The sequence below is a fragment of the Robertmurraya beringensis genome (assembly GCF_042433785.1).
Lineage (GTDB): Bacteria > Bacillota > Bacilli > Bacillales > Cytobacillaceae > Robertmurraya_A > Robertmurraya_A beringensis.
The window spans coordinates 103,046-120,835 of the sequence record NZ_JBHLUU010000125.1; the positions used below are offsets into that span (position 1 = coordinate 103,046).

General features: G+C 37.9%; 12 protein-coding genes. 3 read left to right on the plus strand and 9 right to left on the minus strand.

The genetic code is table 11. The features are described 5' to 3' along the window. Nucleotides 1-29: 29 nt before the first annotated feature. Both ACFFHF_RS22105 and ACFFHF_RS22110 read right to left on the minus strand, forming a co-directional pair. A complete protein-coding gene (locus ACFFHF_RS22105) occupies nucleotides 30-1,142 on the minus strand; it encodes a DegT/DnrJ/EryC1/StrS family aminotransferase (RefSeq protein WP_377059073.1) in 1,113 nt (370 codons plus the stop codon). Between the two features lie 188 nt (nucleotides 1,143-1,330). After that, on the minus strand, nucleotides 1,331-2,404 hold the full coding sequence (locus tag ACFFHF_RS22110) for a glycosyltransferase family 4 protein (RefSeq protein ID WP_160549254.1): 1,074 nt from the start codon (nucleotides 2,402-2,404) through the stop codon (nucleotides 1,331-1,333). A 314-nt stretch (nucleotides 2,405-2,718) separates the two neighbouring features. On the opposite strand from ACFFHF_RS22110, the gene secA2 reads away from it, so the two are divergent. Further along, a complete protein-coding gene (gene secA2 / locus ACFFHF_RS22115; RefSeq protein WP_377059074.1) occupies nucleotides 2,719-5,091 on the plus strand; it encodes an accessory Sec system translocase SecA2 in 2,373 nt (790 codons plus the stop codon). 10 nt (nucleotides 5,092-5,101) lie between these two features. Continuing rightward, nucleotides 5,102-5,983 carry an accessory Sec system S-layer assembly protein gene (locus ACFFHF_RS22120; protein ID WP_377059075.1) on the plus strand — a complete coding sequence of 294 codons (882 nt, stop codon included), beginning with the start codon at nucleotides 5,102-5,104 and terminating at the stop codon, nucleotides 5,981-5,983. A gap of 41 nt (nucleotides 5,984-6,024) precedes the next feature. Here ACFFHF_RS22120 and ACFFHF_RS22125 read toward each other — a convergent pair whose 3' ends face one another. From ACFFHF_RS22125 to ACFFHF_RS22150, 6 genes are all read right to left on the minus strand, one after another. Then, on the minus strand, nucleotides 6,025-7,746 hold the full coding sequence (locus ACFFHF_RS22125; RefSeq protein ID WP_377059076.1) for a transglycosylase SLT domain-containing protein: 1,722 nt from the start codon (nucleotides 7,744-7,746) through the stop codon (nucleotides 6,025-6,027). A 74-nt stretch (nucleotides 7,747-7,820) separates the two neighbouring features. Continuing rightward, nucleotides 7,821-8,516 (minus strand): C40 family peptidase, encoded by a 696-nt coding sequence (locus tag ACFFHF_RS22130; protein ID WP_377059078.1) that lies wholly within the window; start codon nucleotides 8,514-8,516, stop codon nucleotides 7,821-7,823. A 203-nt stretch (nucleotides 8,517-8,719) separates the two neighbouring features. Next, entirely contained in the window at nucleotides 8,720-9,127 is a 408-nt protein-coding gene (locus ACFFHF_RS22135; RefSeq protein WP_377059079.1) for a hypothetical protein, read from the minus strand. Nucleotides 9,128-9,343: 216 nt separating this feature from the next. Continuing rightward, nucleotides 9,344-11,350 carry a phosphodiester glycosidase family protein gene (locus tag ACFFHF_RS22140; protein ID WP_377059080.1) on the minus strand — a complete coding sequence of 669 codons (2,007 nt, stop codon included), beginning with the start codon at nucleotides 11,348-11,350 and terminating at the stop codon, nucleotides 9,344-9,346. 126 nt (nucleotides 11,351-11,476) lie between these two features. Further along, nucleotides 11,477-12,382 (minus strand): anthrax toxin lethal factor-related metalloendopeptidase, encoded by a 906-nt coding sequence (locus tag ACFFHF_RS22145; protein WP_377059082.1) that lies wholly within the window; start codon nucleotides 12,380-12,382, stop codon nucleotides 11,477-11,479. 15 nt (nucleotides 12,383-12,397) lie between these two features. Next, on the minus strand, nucleotides 12,398-13,627 hold the full coding sequence (locus tag ACFFHF_RS22150) for a CAP domain-containing protein (protein ID WP_377059083.1): 1,230 nt from the start codon (nucleotides 13,625-13,627) through the stop codon (nucleotides 12,398-12,400). A gap of 162 nt (nucleotides 13,628-13,789) precedes the next feature. Here ACFFHF_RS22150 and ACFFHF_RS22155 point away from each other — a divergent pair, with 162 nt between their 5' ends. Further along, nucleotides 13,790-15,865 carry a WD40 repeat domain-containing protein gene (locus ACFFHF_RS22155; RefSeq protein WP_377059084.1) on the plus strand — a complete coding sequence of 692 codons (2,076 nt, stop codon included), beginning with the start codon at nucleotides 13,790-13,792 and terminating at the stop codon, nucleotides 15,863-15,865. A 51-nt stretch (nucleotides 15,866-15,916) separates the two neighbouring features. On the opposite strand, the gene ACFFHF_RS22160 is transcribed toward ACFFHF_RS22155, so the two are convergent. Further along, entirely contained in the window at nucleotides 15,917-17,566 is a 1,650-nt protein-coding gene (locus tag ACFFHF_RS22160; RefSeq protein ID WP_377059085.1) for a hypothetical protein, read from the minus strand. Nucleotides 17,567-17,790 lie beyond the last annotated feature (224 nt).

Here is a 17,790-nt window from a genome sequence, read left to right on the forward strand (position 1 = left end):
CGATCCTCTGGCGACGTTTCCCCTTAGATTTATTTCCCGTAAAACTCCGCAATTTTCGCCACAACATATTCTTGTTGTTCTGTTTTCAGTTCTGGGAACATAGGTAGCGATAATGCTTCGTTCGCCGCCTTTTCCGCAAGTGGTAAATCCCCTTCCTTGTAGCCAAGGTCCTTAAATACAGGTTGCACATGCAATGGTAGTGGATAATAAATCATCGTTTGTACACCTTGGTCCTTTAGAAATTGCTGAAGTTCATCACGGTTCTCAACTCGAATTGTATACTGATGGAATACATGGTAGTTCCCTTCTTTTTCAATAGGAGTAACCACCATATCACCTACTTTTTCTTTTAACAGAGAAGTGTACATTTGTGCCTTCTCACGTCTTAGTTCACTCCACTTATCTAAATGTGGGAACTTGATATTTAAAACAGCTGCTTGTAGCTCATCTAGACGGCTATTATACCCAAGTACATGGTGATAGTACTTTGGCTTACTTCCGTGAACTCGGATAACACGGCAATTTTCAGCTGCCTCATCATCATTTGTAACGATCATTCCACCGTCACCATATGCTCCAAGGTTTTTCGTTGGGAAGAAGCTGTATGTTGCTGCTGAACCTAACTCACCAACCGTTTTCCCGTTATGCTTGGCACCAATTGCTTGTGCTGCATCCTCAACAACCGCTAAATGATGTTTTTTCGCAATCTCAGCAATTCTCTCCATATCAGCCATTTGTCCATAAAGATGAACAGGAATAATTGCTTTTGTTTTATCTGTTATCGCCTCTTCGATTTTGGCAGGGTCAATATTAAAGGTAATAGGATCAATATCCACATATACAGGTTTTGCACCAGCACGAACAATCGCTCCTCCAGTTGCGAAGAAAGTAAATGGAGTTGTAATAACTTCGTCCCCAGGACCCACTCCTAAAGCTTGTAAAGCAATATGTATAGCATCGCTTCCATTTGCACATCCAATTGCATGTGCCACACGGCTATATTCAGCAACATCTGTTTCTAACTTCTTTACATTTGGTCCTAAGATAAATTGAGATGAACTCATCACCTTATCTAGAACCTCTAGTACTTCTGAACGTAAGCTACTATATTGTTCTGTAAGATCAAGCATAGGTACTTGCATAAAAGGAAACCTCCAAGAAATATTAAGGTAAAAACCAGATTATAGTTTAACATGTATTATTTTAATACATTAAACATAATATGACAAAAATAGCATAACTTCATCAAATTTCATCAAGTAATCTTAGCACTTTACCCCGATTTACTCTATAAAAAACCGTTTGTATGGAACAAACGGTTTTTTTCTTATTATTGCTTTCCATAAAGTCGTTTATTAGTTAACTTGTTAATTAATCCTAAAATCGGTCGATATTTATGATGAACGATCCCAATCAATTCTGCAAAAATTTCTGTCACAATCAACAATCCAAAGATAATAAAGATAGACCCCCAAAGAGTTGACTCTGAGAAAAGGAGAGCAGATACTGCAAATAAGATTCCGAAAGCATAGATCGCCAACACTGTATTACGGTGAGACAACCCTAAAGCTAATAATCGATGATGCAAATGAAACTTATCTGGAGCTGAGATTGGCTTTTTATTGACAATACGTCGAATTATCGCATAGGTGGTATCAAAAATTGGTACGCCCAATATGATAATCGGAACTAAAAAACTAAATAAAGTGACACTTTTATATAAGCCTAACAGTGATAAAATCGAAATGGAATAGCCGAGAAACAATGCTCCGGTGTCGCCCATAAAAATCTTCGCAGGGTAGAAATTATGGTAAAGGAAACCAAGGATACTTCCTAGTAAGATAATGGAGAGAGTAAAGATCAAAACCTTTCCATTCATTCCTGCTAGTATAGCTACCGTTCCAATTCCAATCGCAGAAATCCCACCTGACAATCCATCTAATCCATCAATCAAATTAATTGCATTTGTAATACCAACTATCCAGAAAACAGTAATTGGATAGCTCCACATTCCTAATTCAAAATCTCCAATGTATGGGATAGTGATTAAGTTTACCGTTAGTCCACTTGACACAATTATTCCAGCTACAATTAACTGACCAAGAAATTTCACTTTTGCAGACAATTCATATTTGTCATCCAAAATGCCTATGATAACAATTAGAATCGCTCCAACACTAATCGCTGTAACTTTTTCATGATGCAATCCAGCTGTAAAATAACCTGCTATTACACCTATAAAGATCGCTAACCCGCCAAGACGAGGCATGAGGTTAGTGTGAACTTTTCTTTCATTGGGCTTGTCTACAGCACCAATCATTTTGGCTATTTTAATAACTAAAGGCGTTACAAAAAGTGCGGTTAGTAACGATACTGTAAATGCTAATATACCTGTTGTAAGCATTATTTCATCACCTTTTTGAGAGGTTATTTTATTCATTCCCAATCATTCATATGGTAACACATATCTTTAAATACGCAATTCTTTTTTTTATTGGAAGGTATAAAGCTTATATCTTTAGGTTATTCTAGTAAATTACAGTTTTTTAGAGCATGCAAATAGTATTTTATTTTCCCACTTCTATTTAGACGTTAATACAACCATTTTGGTTACATTATTTTTCGACCAAATTTTACCTTCTTAGCAGAAATCCCCCTATTTATGATATAATTCGACTAGTAGTTTTTTATTAATTCATTGAAACAGAGGCGATTTTTTTGCTTACAAAAGTAAAAATGTTATTTAGTGAAAGTTCTAGAGATATAAAAAGAATTTCAAAGCTAGTTGAGAAAGTGAACGCGCTTGAGCCAACGTATGCAACACTTAGCAACGAAGAGCTTCGAAATCATACCGATCTTTTTATAGAAAAAATTCAGTCTGGTCATAGCATCGACGATATTAAAATTGAGGCATTTGCTGTTGTAAGAGAAGCTGCTAAGCGTGTACTTGGTCTTAGGCATTATGATGTACAGCTTGTTGGAGGCTTTGTATTACTAGAAGGCAGTATCGCTGAAATGCAAACGGGAGAAGGAAAAACACTCGTGTCGACTCTTCCCAGCTACGTCAGAGCACTTGAGGGCAAAGGTGTACATATAATAACTGCCAATGAATACCTAGCAAAAAGAGACTTTGAACTAATGGGGAAGATACATGAATTTCTTGGATTAAAGGTTGGATTAAATATTTCTCAACTTTTACCTGAAGAGAAACATGCAGCTTATAATGCTCACATTACGTATGGAACAGGAAACGAATTTGGGTTCGACTACCTTCGAGATAATATGGTGTATACATCCGAACAAAAGGTACAACGGGAGCATCACTTTGCAATCGTTGATGAAATTGATAGCATTCTTATTGATGAAGCACGTACCCCCCTCATTATCGCAAATAAATCTGGATTAGGTGCGGATCTCTTCTATATTAATTCGGAAATTATTAAAACCTTCCAAGCAGATGTGGATTATGAGTTATATCCTGAAACAAAACAGCTTTACTTAACAGACGAGGGTGCTAACAAGATCGAACAGGCTTATGGAATCGATAATTTATATGATGCCGAGCATCAAGATCTTGTCCACAACGTGATGCAATCATTACGTGCATTTGCCATTATGAAAAAGGACGATGATTATATCGTTAAAGATGGAAAAGTAATATTAGTAGACAAGTTTACCGGTCGAATCATGGAAGGTAGAACTTTCAGTGAAGGTCTCCATCAGGCGATTGAGGCAAAAGAAGGAGTCGAGGTTACGGAAGAAAACGATACACAAGCCACCGTTACCATCCAAAATTATTTCCGTATGTACAAGCATTTAAGCGGTATGACGGGGAGCGCAACACCTTCGAAACAGGAATTTCTTGAGACATACAATATCCCTGTAATTTCTATTCCACCGAATAAACCTGTTTTGCGTATAGACGAAGATGACCTTATTTACTCAAACTACGAAGCAAAGGTAAAGAAAATTCTATCGACTGTCACACAACTGAATCAGATTGGACGTCCTGTTCTAATAGGAACAACATCCATTGAACAGTCTGAAATGCTTTCATCACACCTTTCTAAAGCTGGAATCAAACATTTTGTGCTTAATGCAAAAACCGAAGAGGATGAGGCAAAAATCATCTCTCTAGCAGGACAAAAAGGTCAGGTCATGCTAGCAACAAACATGGCAGGGCGTGGAACTGATATCTTACTTGGAGAAGGAGTTCGTGAACTCGGTGGACTCTATATTATTGGTACAGAACGCCATGAAAGCTTCCGAATCGATATGCAGCTACGAGGACGTTCAGGAAGACAAGGAGATCCAGGTTCAAGCCAATTCATTATCTCTTTAGAAGATGACTTATTTAAAAATTACGATGAGGATGAATTGAAGAAATTTAAAAAGAAACTCAAAACAAACGAAGAAGGACTTGTTCTATCACCTGATCCAAATAAGTTCGTACGTCGAGTACAAGAAACGGTTGAATATACCCACCAATCCTCAAGGGCCCATTTATTAAAATTAGACAGTGCCATTGACTCCCAAAGTAAGGTGATCTATTCTACCCGTGACCGACTATTAAAAGCAACAGCTCATGAAACCTTCCCAGAGCTGGTCAATTATATTAAAAATTATCTAACTCAAGTTATTAATAAATATTGTAATTCTGAACAATTGTCGGCCGACTGGAATCTTCAACAGCTTGTTCAAGAACTTGACCTTGTATTGCTAGAGCATCAGTTAACTGTCCGCTCTCTTGATGGATTAGATAGGGACCAAATTACAGCACTAGTCCTAAACGAATACGATAAGCTAACAGAGCAGATCCTCTCCCTTCAGGATAATGAGGATCTTGGAAGAGAATTAAAGATGTTTATGCTTCAAATAATTGATACAAATTGGATTCAGCATCTCGATGCAATGACTCAGTTAAAGGACGGAATACAACTTAGAGGGTATGGTCAGGAAGACCCTTATCGATTATATGAAAAAGAGGCACTACAGTATTTTGAACATCTTCTTTTTTCCATTGAATCAGATGTAAGCATCCGTTTCATTGAGTATTTAAAAGCACAGTACGAAGTTACTGAGGAAGCATAAGGAGCCTATCATGCCTATCTTTAAAAGAAAACCGAAAAAGAAAGAAGAAAATGAATTACAATTAGACTTACCATTAGAAAAAATAGACACTACAAATGAGGGAATGGTTGAAACCACCCTCTCCTTTCACCCAGATTGGGAGTTAACAAGTCAAGAGAAGTATGTATATATGTTTAAGCATAAACAGCTTCCATTGCTAAAACCAAACCAGATCTCTATTACTGGCATGAAACTGCTAGAGTACCAGGATGGATTTGTTGTAGTGGCTTTTCTGCGCAATACTTTAGACAAAGCGATTCGTTTTGATGCAGTTGATTTATTACTTTTAGACGAAACAGGGCAAGCTGTCGCTAAGAAGCAGTTCGAGTTAGATGGAATGGAAGAACTGGCTCCCTTTACTTGTAGACCGTGGCGATTCCTTTTTTCCAACGAAGATAAACTGGTAGAAAAAATGCCTGAGGATGGTTGGACGATAGCTTTTGAACTGAAACAGCCTAGGGAAGAACACAAGCTTCAGCTCCATGAGAGCTGGGAAAACCAAATTTCACCTTTACATCGGGAGCATTTAGAGCAGCTTGTTTCTACTCTTCCACCTCTTCAAGAAGGGGAAATCAACTTCTTAGGACTAGAATGTAAAATTACATCCGATGATAACCTCGCTGTTACTGTACTCATACGAAACGGTAGTGACAAAAACATTAATCTTGAACAACTGCCACTCATTGTTGAAGATGCACAAGGTGACATCATTTGCCAAGGCGGCTTTAAACTTGATAAGTTTATTGTCCAGGCGAATTCAAGTAAACCATGGACTTTTATATTTCCAAACAATTTAATTAGTAAGCCATCACCAGATTTATCGAAATGGAGAGTCTATCCTCCGAATAAGTAAAAGGAAAAAGCTTGGGTCACTTCAGAACCCAAGCTTTTTTACTATTTTAAACTGACAGAAGCAATATATCCCACTTTACCAGTGGTTCCAATTTTTACCTTATACCAGACAAATAGATTAGCCTTGTTGGAATCTTGGATAGCTTCACTTTGAATGATTACTTTGGTACCCGCTGAAATAGGTGTAGACACACTACCAGACGTAGTTGGAGCGTTTCTAAATGTTGCTGAACCCGTTAAAGTGATCGTATCTCCAATCGCATACATTTGGGTAGATTTTGTTTTCTTACTAGTCGTGTAAGCTAGTTTATCCGCAAAAATTATTTGTCCTGTGCTTACATTATATCGAAGGACTAGATCTTCTGGATTGATTAAATCTGGAGATAGCTGAGTGCCATTTTTTAGATTTTCATAGACTTTCACCTGATATGGTAGTGCCGTTTGCGTTGGATCATTCGCTTTGGATAAACCATTATAAGCCATAATCGCAAAATACCAATTCTCTAAGACCTCTTTTGACCCATCATTAATGACTGGGATCCGCTTACTTTCTCCATAACTCCATTTCTCAAGTAAGATATCAATACCTTTTTCAATATTATACTGTAAATCGTACTTCACTCGATCCCAATCATAGCGTGTATCCGTATCACTTAGAGGTGTAACCTGCATCAAGCCGTAACCATTGTCCGGGCTCTTAAATACCTCCCCAGATGAAGTGAATTGCTGGAATCGACCATTTTCAGTTAGGACAATTGCTTTTACGATTTCAGGAGGAATACCAGCCTTAATAGCTTCATTTGTTAGTCTAGATTTTAATTCCCCAACCGATACCTCTAGTAAAGACATCGTTTCTGTAAGTTCTTCACTTAATTTCTTAGCCCCTATTGCATGTGATACCTTTGCTATTTTCCCTATTACCGATTGATATAACCCCGGAACCTCTTCACTAGATACACCTGGCTTAATAATCGCTTTTAACTTTACTAACTCTTCGTTTAAACTTAGTAAATTTTTATACTCAGCATCCTGTATAGATTCAGGGATAACGACTGATTTCCATTCTTTTGAAAGTTGACTATAGTAATTGGCTTGTGGAATGGATTCAAGGAATAATAAGATTTGCTTAGCCGCTTCTATTTTCTGTGTATTTGTACTTGAAGCGTTTTTTATTATATCTAATTTCCCTCTTACAGTTATAGAATAGCTCAACTCATCCCTAAGCTGTTCGGCAGTTCTAATATATTTTGTACGAACCGCATCCCTAGTAGAAGCACCATAAATCTTAAAGATATGGGCAGCTTGCTTCTTAATTTGACGAGACATTTCATGATAAAGCTCTATTGCCTCGCTATCCAATACACCAGCTTTCCCCTTAGCATCAAGCTGTTGCTTGTACTTTTGAATTACTAACCCTGCACTAATCGCATCGATATAGGCAGCTCCCCGATCAATCCATGTTTTAGCTTCTTGTAACTGAGCAAGCTGAACCTGCTTGCTGGATGACTTAGATGCATCTACAAGCTTCTTCGCCTCTGCATAGGCTTTTTTCGCTGCATTATACTCCGTATATGGACGAACATTAATATCTCCTTTAAATTCAATCGAGGAAGCATATCTTAATGCTAGTGAAGCAGTTTTCGCCTTTTGAACAGCAGCATTGATTTGTGTTTGTGTGGCCGCTTCAGCTGTATGATTTACGAATACCGTTGTAGTCGGTACTAGTAAACTCAAAGCTGTAAGTACTTTTAACGATTTTTTCATCCTTCTCTCTCACTCTCCCAATCTATTAAAAAAATCTTGCTACTCTATTATAGCAAGATTTCCTGTTTTATGTATTATTTTCCCACTTCTTGGTATTCAATATAATCTTCCATCTTCGTTACGAAAAGTTGGGATCCTAGATTGTATTGTCCACCGAACTGTTCATCGTACCCGTACACTCGGTAATGATCACCTGGTTGTAACACACGTACCATTACTAGATTATTATTAGCGTCTCGTTCCCACAGATTAATTCTCTTCTTAATGTATACAGTACCAATTTGTCCACTTTTCACAGACACAGATGCGATAGACATTTGTGGTTCTAAGTATCTCTTTGCACCAACATACCTGCTTTTATAATAGCTTTCACCTAAGCTATTAATCATAATCCCATTACTACTGTCAGCATGGATAAACTTATTATTATCTAAGTAGATACCAACATGGGAAACACCCGATCCACTTGTATTAAAGAAAACCAAATCACCTGCAGTTAACTCACTAGCTTTCACCTGCTTACCCGAATTAAATTGGTCAACACTTCTTCTTGGTAACTCAATTCCGTATTCACTGAATACATAGGAAAGAAATCCTGAACAATCAAATCCAGATGGAGTGGTTCCTCCATATTTATAAGGCACTCCAATAAACTGTTGAGCATAATCTACTAAGCTATCCTTTTCAGCAGCTTGAATGTCTTTGATAGGAGAAAAGATAAGTGGAATCGATATGAGTATAGCTGATACGAATTTTGCTATTTTCATCATAAATCGTTTTACCTCCAGAAACTGATCATAGTAAAAAAATTTAAATGGGTATATTTTCCTTACCTTCTATGAAAATTTTATACTATTCGAAAAACAATTACTATTTCAGTTTCCTTACAGTTTCGACTTTATATTACAATTTGATTACAACACAGACATCGGGCGACAAAAAAGACGGAACCATTCCCTAGGTCCCGTCAATTTTAGCTAAAATCTGGCCAATTTAGCTGATATGCATCATTTTCAATTTTCGCTAATGTTCGATATCTAAAAGGCGTTAATATTCTATCTACACCAGGAATAAAATCCTGGGCTAACTCTAAAGGAATTAAATTATATTGCTCTTCTTCTTCAAATAGTAGATATACTCCGACTACTTGTCCTTTTTTTGACGAATCTATACTTAGAAATGCAGGATAATACGTCATATCCTTTGCTTCTAATATTGCAGTAGCAGTTAGAGTTCCGTCCTCTTCCACTTCAAGAGGATCATTACTTATCTTATCAAGAACCTTTACTGCCCAACCTTGTCGTTTATACCCACCAATGATTTTTGGTGGATTTTCTTCTAGATAACTAAGTCTATCTTTTTGTTCGTTAGATTTTGCCATTGATTACTTCTACTCCCTCCGTGTTCTGAGTGAGTGATTCAGAACATAAGAATTCAGGCATAAAGTCTTTTCTTACGATGTAATTTCAAGATCCCTGCAGTCCATATTCTAATGTAGCATACTGATTCTCATTCTGCAATTCATCCACGAAACAGACATTAATTGGCATGGAAAAAGGCTTCCTATTAGGGAAACCTTTTTCCTATTCCTTATTTCCTAGTCCTCATAGATCGCCTGAATCGAATCCACAAAAATTTGGCCTTTGTTTTTCTTCATGTCTTCCACCTGCATGTATCGAACAGGAAGATCAAGCTTATATGGGGTTTGAAGTCCAGATGGTATTGTTGCTTCAACATACTTCCATCCTGTCCAATTAACATTTTTCGTGAAATCGAGTTGAACCTTCTCATTATTAGCATCCGATAACTGAGCACGCAACCAATGACCCTTGTTATCGCCATATACCCACATACCGATTTTTAATGGCTTGCCCTTAAGAGTTATTGGCTGATCCTTTGATGCATATACTCCAGAAGTGCCCGTTGTCCCTATAAAGTCATAAGCAACCTTTAATGACTGCTTGCCCTCTTTTACATATACCTTTTCTAGTTGAACAGCCACAGTGTTGTATTTCGCACCTGTTGCTTTCCAATTGGTAATCCCCTCGAAACTTTCAATCATAAGAGTGCCTGTAATAATTTCTTCTTTTTGCTCAGGCGTTGGCTCCTTTTCAGGATTGGTTGAGCTTAACATGACAATAAAGAGAGCATTTGCCACACTTCGCTCTTTTCCATCCGATGGATTGTTAACAACAGATAAATCAGTGGTACCAGGTTGTTTCGTTACCATCGTCGATGAACCACCACCATCAAAGGTCATCGCTTCCACTGCACCAAAGTCCTTCATCACTTTTGCGAGGCTATTAAGAGTCACTCCTACACTATCTGTTTGCCTACCATCTAGAACAATGGTAAAAACAGACCCATCAGCCTTGATTCCAATTGCAGTTCTAGGGTGTGCACCTGCTATATTATATGTTTGAACCACTCCGTTTTTCACAAGCTGATATCGACCACCAATTGCTTGCTGTACGTTGTTCCATTGTGAAAGATCATAGGAAAGGTTCATCTCCACTTGATCTCCCTCTTTTAAGGTTTTTAAATATTCTGAGCCAGCACCATGTCCTGATAATACGTATTGGCCAGGCTGAAGCGACTGACTACCAATTCCAACAATAACTTCTTTTACCGTTGCCACGACCTTGTTATTTCCATTCAAAGTTCCAGAAATATTCTCTAATATCACTTCTGTTCCCAAATTATTCGTCATGGTTGTACTCGCAAAGTATGGAGTGTATAGAACCAAATGGTTGGCATCTCTACGCTTATTTACTGAATTAATGGGATAATTGTTTCCACCATTCACCGTCATACCAATGGTAATATCAGGACTTCCAATCATTGCTTTTCCATTGGCTCCAACACCAAAAATCACTCGGTCTTTTATTGGTGTCTTATTGGTTGTTACTAGCTCGCTATTATGTACGGTTAAATCTGTTGGCGCTCCGTTACTATCAAAATAGTCTCCATTCACGCCACCAATAACATAGCGACCTTCTTCATTATAACGGTTCGCTTGACTGGATACCGTTTCGTATCCGATCATTTGATCCTTAGCTAATGAGGTTTCAAAAGTGATTTGTGAAGCCTTTTGATCTACATCTAGCTTGTATATGGCTTGTTTACCTGAACTTCCATCAACCGTTAACTTAGATTGTGTCACACCAGGTGCGATTACTTTTGCTTCTTCCTTTGTAACCGTACCTAATGAGATTTTTTTTGTCCCGTTTAATTCTGGATTAACGAGCAAAAGTTTTGCTCTTGAAGGCGTTCTGTATTGAATATAATCCTTCATATTCGTCACAAAATAAGCTCCTCCAAGACCATATTGTCCACCAAATCCACTATCATACCGATAGACACGATAAGACTCACCAGGTTTTAGGACACGCTCAAAAACTAGTTTTCCTCCAACCCTTTTCCATAGATTAATAGGTTTTATAACATCTACTCTTCCGACCTGTCCTTTTAACAGCTGCATCCCATCCCAATAAACAACCGGTACACTGCTAGAAGCTTTTACCTCATGAATGAAATGATTGCTGGTAAAAAGACTTAAATATACTAATACACATACTACAATACTACTAATAATTCTTTTCAATGCTTCCGCTCCCTTTTCTATTACAAACAAAATCTCTTCAATTATACGACAAAATCGCCCTTATTTTCCTCTTTTTCTACAAAAATACCAAAAAAAACCTAACTCACTATTGAGCTAGGCTAGTAACTACTGTAGGTTTTGAAAAAATGTGTACGTTTGTGGTGCCTTACTTTTTAAAACACCTCTTGTTGCGGACGAGTAATAATACATAGCAAATGTCTCAGCAAAGTATTCTTCCGCATAATTCTTGTAATAATCATTTTCTCCGAATAAAGCAACTGTTTCCTTGCTCCATATTTTCTTAAAGCTACTTGTTGAGGAGAGCTCTTGATACACAAAAGAGTCAATGGTATGCGCCGTTTCATGAAGCTCAAGGTTCACAGAACCATGTCCTTTTCCATATTCACTGTATCCAATCCTCACTACAATTACCGTTGTCCCCCCAATACCAGGTACATCATCCCAGGTTTTATCGGTCCCTTCCCACCCACGAGGGACTTGTCCCTTTAAATAGGAATATTCCGGAACACTTGTAATTGGTTGATCGACAAGCTTAATGGTCACACCATTCTTCTGTAGTTTCTGAAGGGTAGTAATAGGAATTGAGCTTAGTCTGTTCATTATTCCTTTTACATCCGTATTTGTTTCATATCCTTTTGGGTATTGAACCAATTGTTTAACAAGATATTCACTTTCATTTCCTATGGAGAGCTGGCTAAGTTTCTCTTTCGAAGGAGTGAAGTAGGAAACTCTCCCCTTCATATTCGTCACAAGGAAAGAACCACCCACACGAAATTGGTTATTTTTATTATCATAGCCATAGACTCGATAGGTCTCACCAGTTTTTAAAATACGTACAAATTTCAGTTGATTATTTTCTTTTTTCCATAGATTAATAGGCTGGAGGATTTTTATTTTACCGATTTGACCAGCTACAAGCTCCGCACCATCCCAATATACCTTGGCATAAGATTGACTCGGCAGGATATTGAAAGCGATTAAGAGAGTAAGGACAGCTAATACTTTACGCATGATTTCCCCCCTTTATTATGGTGTAAAGAAGTTTTCAGTATAGTACGGCACATAGGTCCCTTGTTTGAAAAACACACCCGCTCCCAAGTGAGTAAAGTTTGTCTCAAGGATGTTTTCACGGTGTCCAAGAGAGTTCATTAACCCTTCATGGGCAAAAATACTGTTGAATTGGCCCATCGCTAGATTCTCCCCTGCATAAGTAAACCTAATTCCCTCTTTCTCCATCCTAACAAATGGGTCTTCTCCCTTTAAATTCACGTGATCAAAGTAAGAATTTGCCGCCATATCCTCACTATGCTTTCTAGCTGACAAACGAGCCAAATCGCTCCAAACTAATGGCTTTAGCCCATTTTCTACTCTAGCAGCATTGGTTAAGTCAAAGAGCTGCAGTTCAAATCCTACTTTAACAGATAAGCTCTGAGTACCATACCAACCAGGCTTATTTTGTTCAACAGAACTACTTACCACTTGGAAACTTCTAGCCTTGCTTCCTTTATGAATATCGTAAAATACCGTAATGTATTTTCCATTTTTATAAAACGTTTGTGTTTGATTATCATTGTCCATCATGTATTTTGTTTTTCCTTTGACAATCCCGCCAATCGGGTTTCCTAAGGCTATCTTTATTTCCGCGGGACTCATTCCATGACGAGCACCCTCAACTACAAAACCTGTGTCACTGGAGTAGATCATTTGGGCTACTTGATCTTTATATCCAACCATATAAAAACGTTTATATTGTTGATGATAGGTAACCCAATTTAGTCCATATTCACTTGCTGTTGTACGAACAGGAGTACCTAATTTAGCATCTATGGCCGATTTGTGATCACCAAGCTCAATCGTTGCTGAAGTCAAATCTAAAGCCTGTTTTTTACACCCTACCTGAGCTAGCTTTGTTTTAGAGGGAGTTTCATACTTTACTTTTGTGTCCCTAGCAATGTAGTATCCGCCTCCTACACTTAATTGGCCAGGTTTGAAAGCATAGATTCGATACTTTTCTCCCGCTTTCAAGGTACGCGCAAAGGTTTTTTTGTCTCCATCAAGTTTATATAGCTCTGTATCTTTTAATACAGTTAACCGTCCAATTTGTCCAATTTTTAATTCGACACCATCCCACCAAATTTTCGTATCCTTTGTAATTCCTGTACAGATATCAGAAGCATTTACTTCCTGCAATTTCAAAGGAAGGAACATAGTCATCAAAATCATGCATACCCATACGAATCCCAGTTTACGCCTCATCTCCGTACCTCCTGTTTATATGATACTTCTATTCTAAAAGATAGTAGCATATTAGTATAGTTGTATGATATAGAATGGTAGGAATTGCTTATTATCTAGTAATCTTTTACCAGTATGTTACAATCATATGTAAGGAAAGTTTATTGAAATGAGGTTGAAGAATTGATTAAATTTACAAAACAGAACTCTATGAAACTAACTATTCCCTTTCTTTTAACATCACAGTTTCTCACACCTATTTACATTTCAGCGGAGGAAAATACAAACTTAGACACTGAAGTCATTGAGCAAGAGGAGGATGGTGGTCAGATACCTTCAGAAGAAAACGCAGACATCACTCCTTCATTAAAGGTTGATGAATTTGCAACCTTTGAAAAAATCGGCCCTCAAGTATATCAAGGGACCGCACTTATCTCTGCTTTTGGTAGTTTATCAAATGGAACGGATTATATGTACGTCCTTCAACACGGGACACCCTCTGCTCTGACCGTGGTCAATCTATTAACCGAAGAGACAGAAGGGACATTCCTTCTTGAAGAATCCACTAGTGCTTGGGGGATTGATGTAGATAAGGATGGAATGGTTTGGATAGGAGGCACTTCTTCTGGTCACTTTTACAAATACGATCCATACAAAAAGGAATTAAATGATATCGGGAATCAACTGAAACATAGTCGAGACACGGCTATACTGGATCTCCATATTGGTGGTGACCGCGTATATGGTTCCACTGCCTACAATGGAACCGTTTTTTCTTACATTCCTGAAACCGGAGAACAACGTGACTATGGACAATTTCTAGCAGGAAAGGAATTTGCTAAAAGTGTATTTTTCGACGAGGAGACAGAGAGTATCTATGCTGGAGTTGGCTCAAAAGCTGAACTAATTAAATATGATATACGCACAAAAATACGTAAACGTTTCTTACCGGCTAAATATAATAGCGAGAAATATATTTCAGATATCGTAGTCGTTGACCAGTATTTATACGCTAGGCTTGATCCAAGTAAAAAAATACTTGTATTCGATAAGAAAAGCTTAATGCTAGTTGACGAAATTGATGTGACATCAAAAACCATATCAACCAAGTCCCGACTTACAGGTGAACTTTACTATACTAAAGATGGCATGTTGTATTCTTATAATCCAGAAACCCTGGTAGAAACGAAGCTGCCCCTTCCAAAGCTAGGAAAGGAAATCATTAGTACCGCTATTATTGATCTTGAAAGTGGGGAGGCACTTGTCGGACTTTTAAGTAATGCGGGAGATTATTTTACATATAATCTTGAGTCAGGAGAACTTAACTTTAAACAAGTGGAATTATCAGAACTCCCAGTCACGCTATATACAATGAAAGCAAACGAGTCAAAGAATCAGATTCTAATTAATGGCTACATGTCTGGTGGGATTGGTGTATACAATGCGGTAACTGGCCAATCTACTGTGATCAAGAATGTGAGCCAAGTAGAGTCCATGGCTTATTTGAACAATAAGCTATACTTAGGTGCCTACCCGAAAGCAAGATTATTGGAACTTGAGGTTGGGGACGATTTAGATAACAGTAAAATCACTGAGCTTTATCGCTATTCATCCCTTGGTCAGGAGAGACCAACAGCGCTGTTAGGTATGGAGTCTGAAAACAAGCTTGTAATTGGAACCTATCCTGAAACCAGTACAGGTGGTGGTGTCTTATCTATATTTGATCCGGTTACAGGGAATTTTGAGAATTACCCTAACTACATTCCAGACCAAAGTATCATCTCGCTTCAGAATAATGGAAATATGATTTTTGGCGGAACAACGGTATTCGCAAATCACAAACGTTCAGGCTGGGCAACGTTGTTTCGTTTTCCTTTAAATCAACCAGAACTGAAAGAAAAGATCACTACACCATTTAAAGCTAGTATGATCAACTCTCTTACTCCTTGGGGGGAAAAATACCTCTTTGGCATGGCAGATGGAACCATTTTTAAATACAATTTGGTATTAAATAAGTTCGAGTATGTACAACTTACGCCAGCTATTTCAGGACGATTTAAAAACTCTACTTTAGTATTTGGAAATGATGACATCCTTTATGGTACGGTTGAAGGTATCCTTTTCAAGGTTGATCCTAATTCAATGGAAGTAACGATACTAAAACAAGAAGGTGCTTACGACTTAGCCATCGATCTAAATGGTGTCGTTTATTTCCGAAATCAAGCAGAACTGTGGAAGTACAATCCTCGACAACAATAAAGTAATATAAAAACACCCCTTCTACACTACTTGGAGAAGGGGTGTTTACTATTAATTTAATGTTACTTTCAACTTATATGGGTTGATGGATGTATTTCCATTTACATCACGGACCTTAATATGATACTTGCCTTTTTTCAGGTTAAACAAGGAATACTCTGTGTCACCGGCTGAATAATAATCGACCGTTGTGACAAGCTTTCCATCCTTGTAGATCGAAATCACTCCATCAATTTCTTGACCGGAGAAAAGCTCGATCTTTCCTTTAGAATTTTTCGTTAAGTTCAGCTCATACCAATCCTCGTCTCCAAAGGAAACACCGGCATTCAAGTTTCCTGAGCTCTCATACACTTTTGTACTTACCTTCTTCAATGCTAAAGGCTTGGAAGGGATATTGTTTTTCACTACAGAACCTTTGTCCTCATCATTTGTGTTAACGGCTTTAAGCGTTAATTTATATGGATTTAATGAGAATGGCACAAGACCATCAACATACGAAGTAGCTGCCACAATATAATTTTTGCCCTTTTCTGCTCTGAACGATCCATACGTAGTTGAGCTATAGCCCAGACCTTTTTCAATATATTGAACGCGATCATATTCCTTGGCATCAAGTTTTCTGTTCTTATTGACGTCCTCAAAAATCATAACTACGCCATAAGATGGACTTTGTAGTTCTTGAGGATACTTTTTCTTTAGGGTAGCTGATAATGGTAGAGTTTGTATCGTTACACCCTGTACAGCTGTGGCCTTCGACTCATAGTAGAACACATCTATATCTCCTGGCATTGCAAAATTCGCCTCAAATGAGGAAGCAGGAAGATTCTTGATATCCTCTAGTTTGTCATTATCTTCGTATTTATCTTCTACATTTTTCAAAACAAGTTCCGAGGTAAATTCGTATGGATCATATGAAGTGTTACCATTATAGTAATCAGAAGCCACTCTTATGTAATAGGTGCGATCTTTACGTAAGCCTGTATACATAGATTCTCCTGTATAAGGGTAGCTGTATCCCCAAATCATGTTGGTCCCGATTGTATTCAAGTATTTGAATGTCTCACCGTCTTCATCTGTTTCTTCTCTTACTTCATATACTTCAATGACAGGAAGTGATCCTTTATGAATGAAAGAGAAATCATATATTCCCGATTCTGAAGGAGTAACTGAGAACCAGTCTTCATCCTCAAAAAGTTGTAAGGATCCACCTGCTGTTCCTCCAATTTCATACGGCTGAGCACCCTCGGCCAACAAGTCTACCAAAGAAGGCTCCTCATTACCTTGGTCTCCCTCTTCTTCAAAATAAACAGGGAACATATCTTCATCTTGCTCGATTGCCTTTCCTTCGACACTTAGAGTATATGGAACTAGAGAAGATTCAGGTTGTTGCTCTTCTTCAAACATGGAGAAGTCCCAAAAAAAGTCATACATACCAAAGTAAGTCTCCACATTGTTTGTTACTTTCAAATAGTATTTTTGTTCAGGATAAGCAACGAAAGATAAGCTTTCTGCAGCACTCTTTCTGCCTTTATTCGCATAATAGGCTGGTTCTAAATACATATCTTCAGACAATAGACTATCCAGAATGGCTTGTTTCTCTTCATCTGAAAGTTGGTCAAAATCCGGTGGAAATAGCTGATCCGCCATATATACCCCAATACCTGTATCTACACCTGGCAGAGCTGATAGATCGATATTCACTACTTGCTCTTCTTTAACGGAGAACGTAAAGTAATCATCGTCCCCCTTCTCTCCTATTAAGGTGAATCCATCTTTGTTGGTAGATTGATATGGTATCTCAAGTGCGACACGTTCCTAACTGAAAAGGTTAGGCACTAACTATTACGTTAGTAGAACTATTATTCCAAGAAGTCAAATGAGTAGGTAACGCTACGAAGGGCTTCCTCTAATACTCCGACATGCAA

Coding starts and splice junctions, on each gene's coding strand:
- ACFFHF_RS22105 (WP_377059073.1), bottom strand. CDS start 1,142: ATGCAAGTACCTATGCTTGATCTTACAGAACAATATAGTAGCTTACGT.
- ACFFHF_RS22135 (WP_377059079.1), bottom strand. CDS start 9,127: ATGGCAAAATCTAACGAACAAAAAGATAGACTTAGTTATCTAGAAGAA.
- ACFFHF_RS22145 (WP_377059082.1), bottom strand. CDS start 12,382: ATGCGTAAAGTATTAGCTGTCCTTACTCTCTTAATCGCTTTCAATATC.
- ACFFHF_RS22120 (WP_377059075.1), top strand. CDS start 5,102: ATGCCTATCTTTAAAAGAAAACCGAAAAAGAAAGAAGAAAATGAATTA.
- ACFFHF_RS22150 (WP_377059083.1), bottom strand. CDS start 13,627: ATGAGGCGTAAACTGGGATTCGTATGGGTATGCATGATTTTGATGACT.
- ACFFHF_RS22125 (WP_377059076.1), bottom strand. CDS start 7,746: ATGAAAAAATCGTTAAAAGTACTTACAGCTTTGAGTTTACTAGTACCG.
- ACFFHF_RS22110 (WP_160549254.1), bottom strand. CDS start 2,404: ATGCTTACAACAGGTATATTAGCATTTACAGTATCGTTACTAACCGCA.
- ACFFHF_RS22130 (WP_377059078.1), bottom strand. CDS start 8,516: ATGATGAAAATAGCAAAATTCGTATCAGCTATACTCATATCGATTCCA.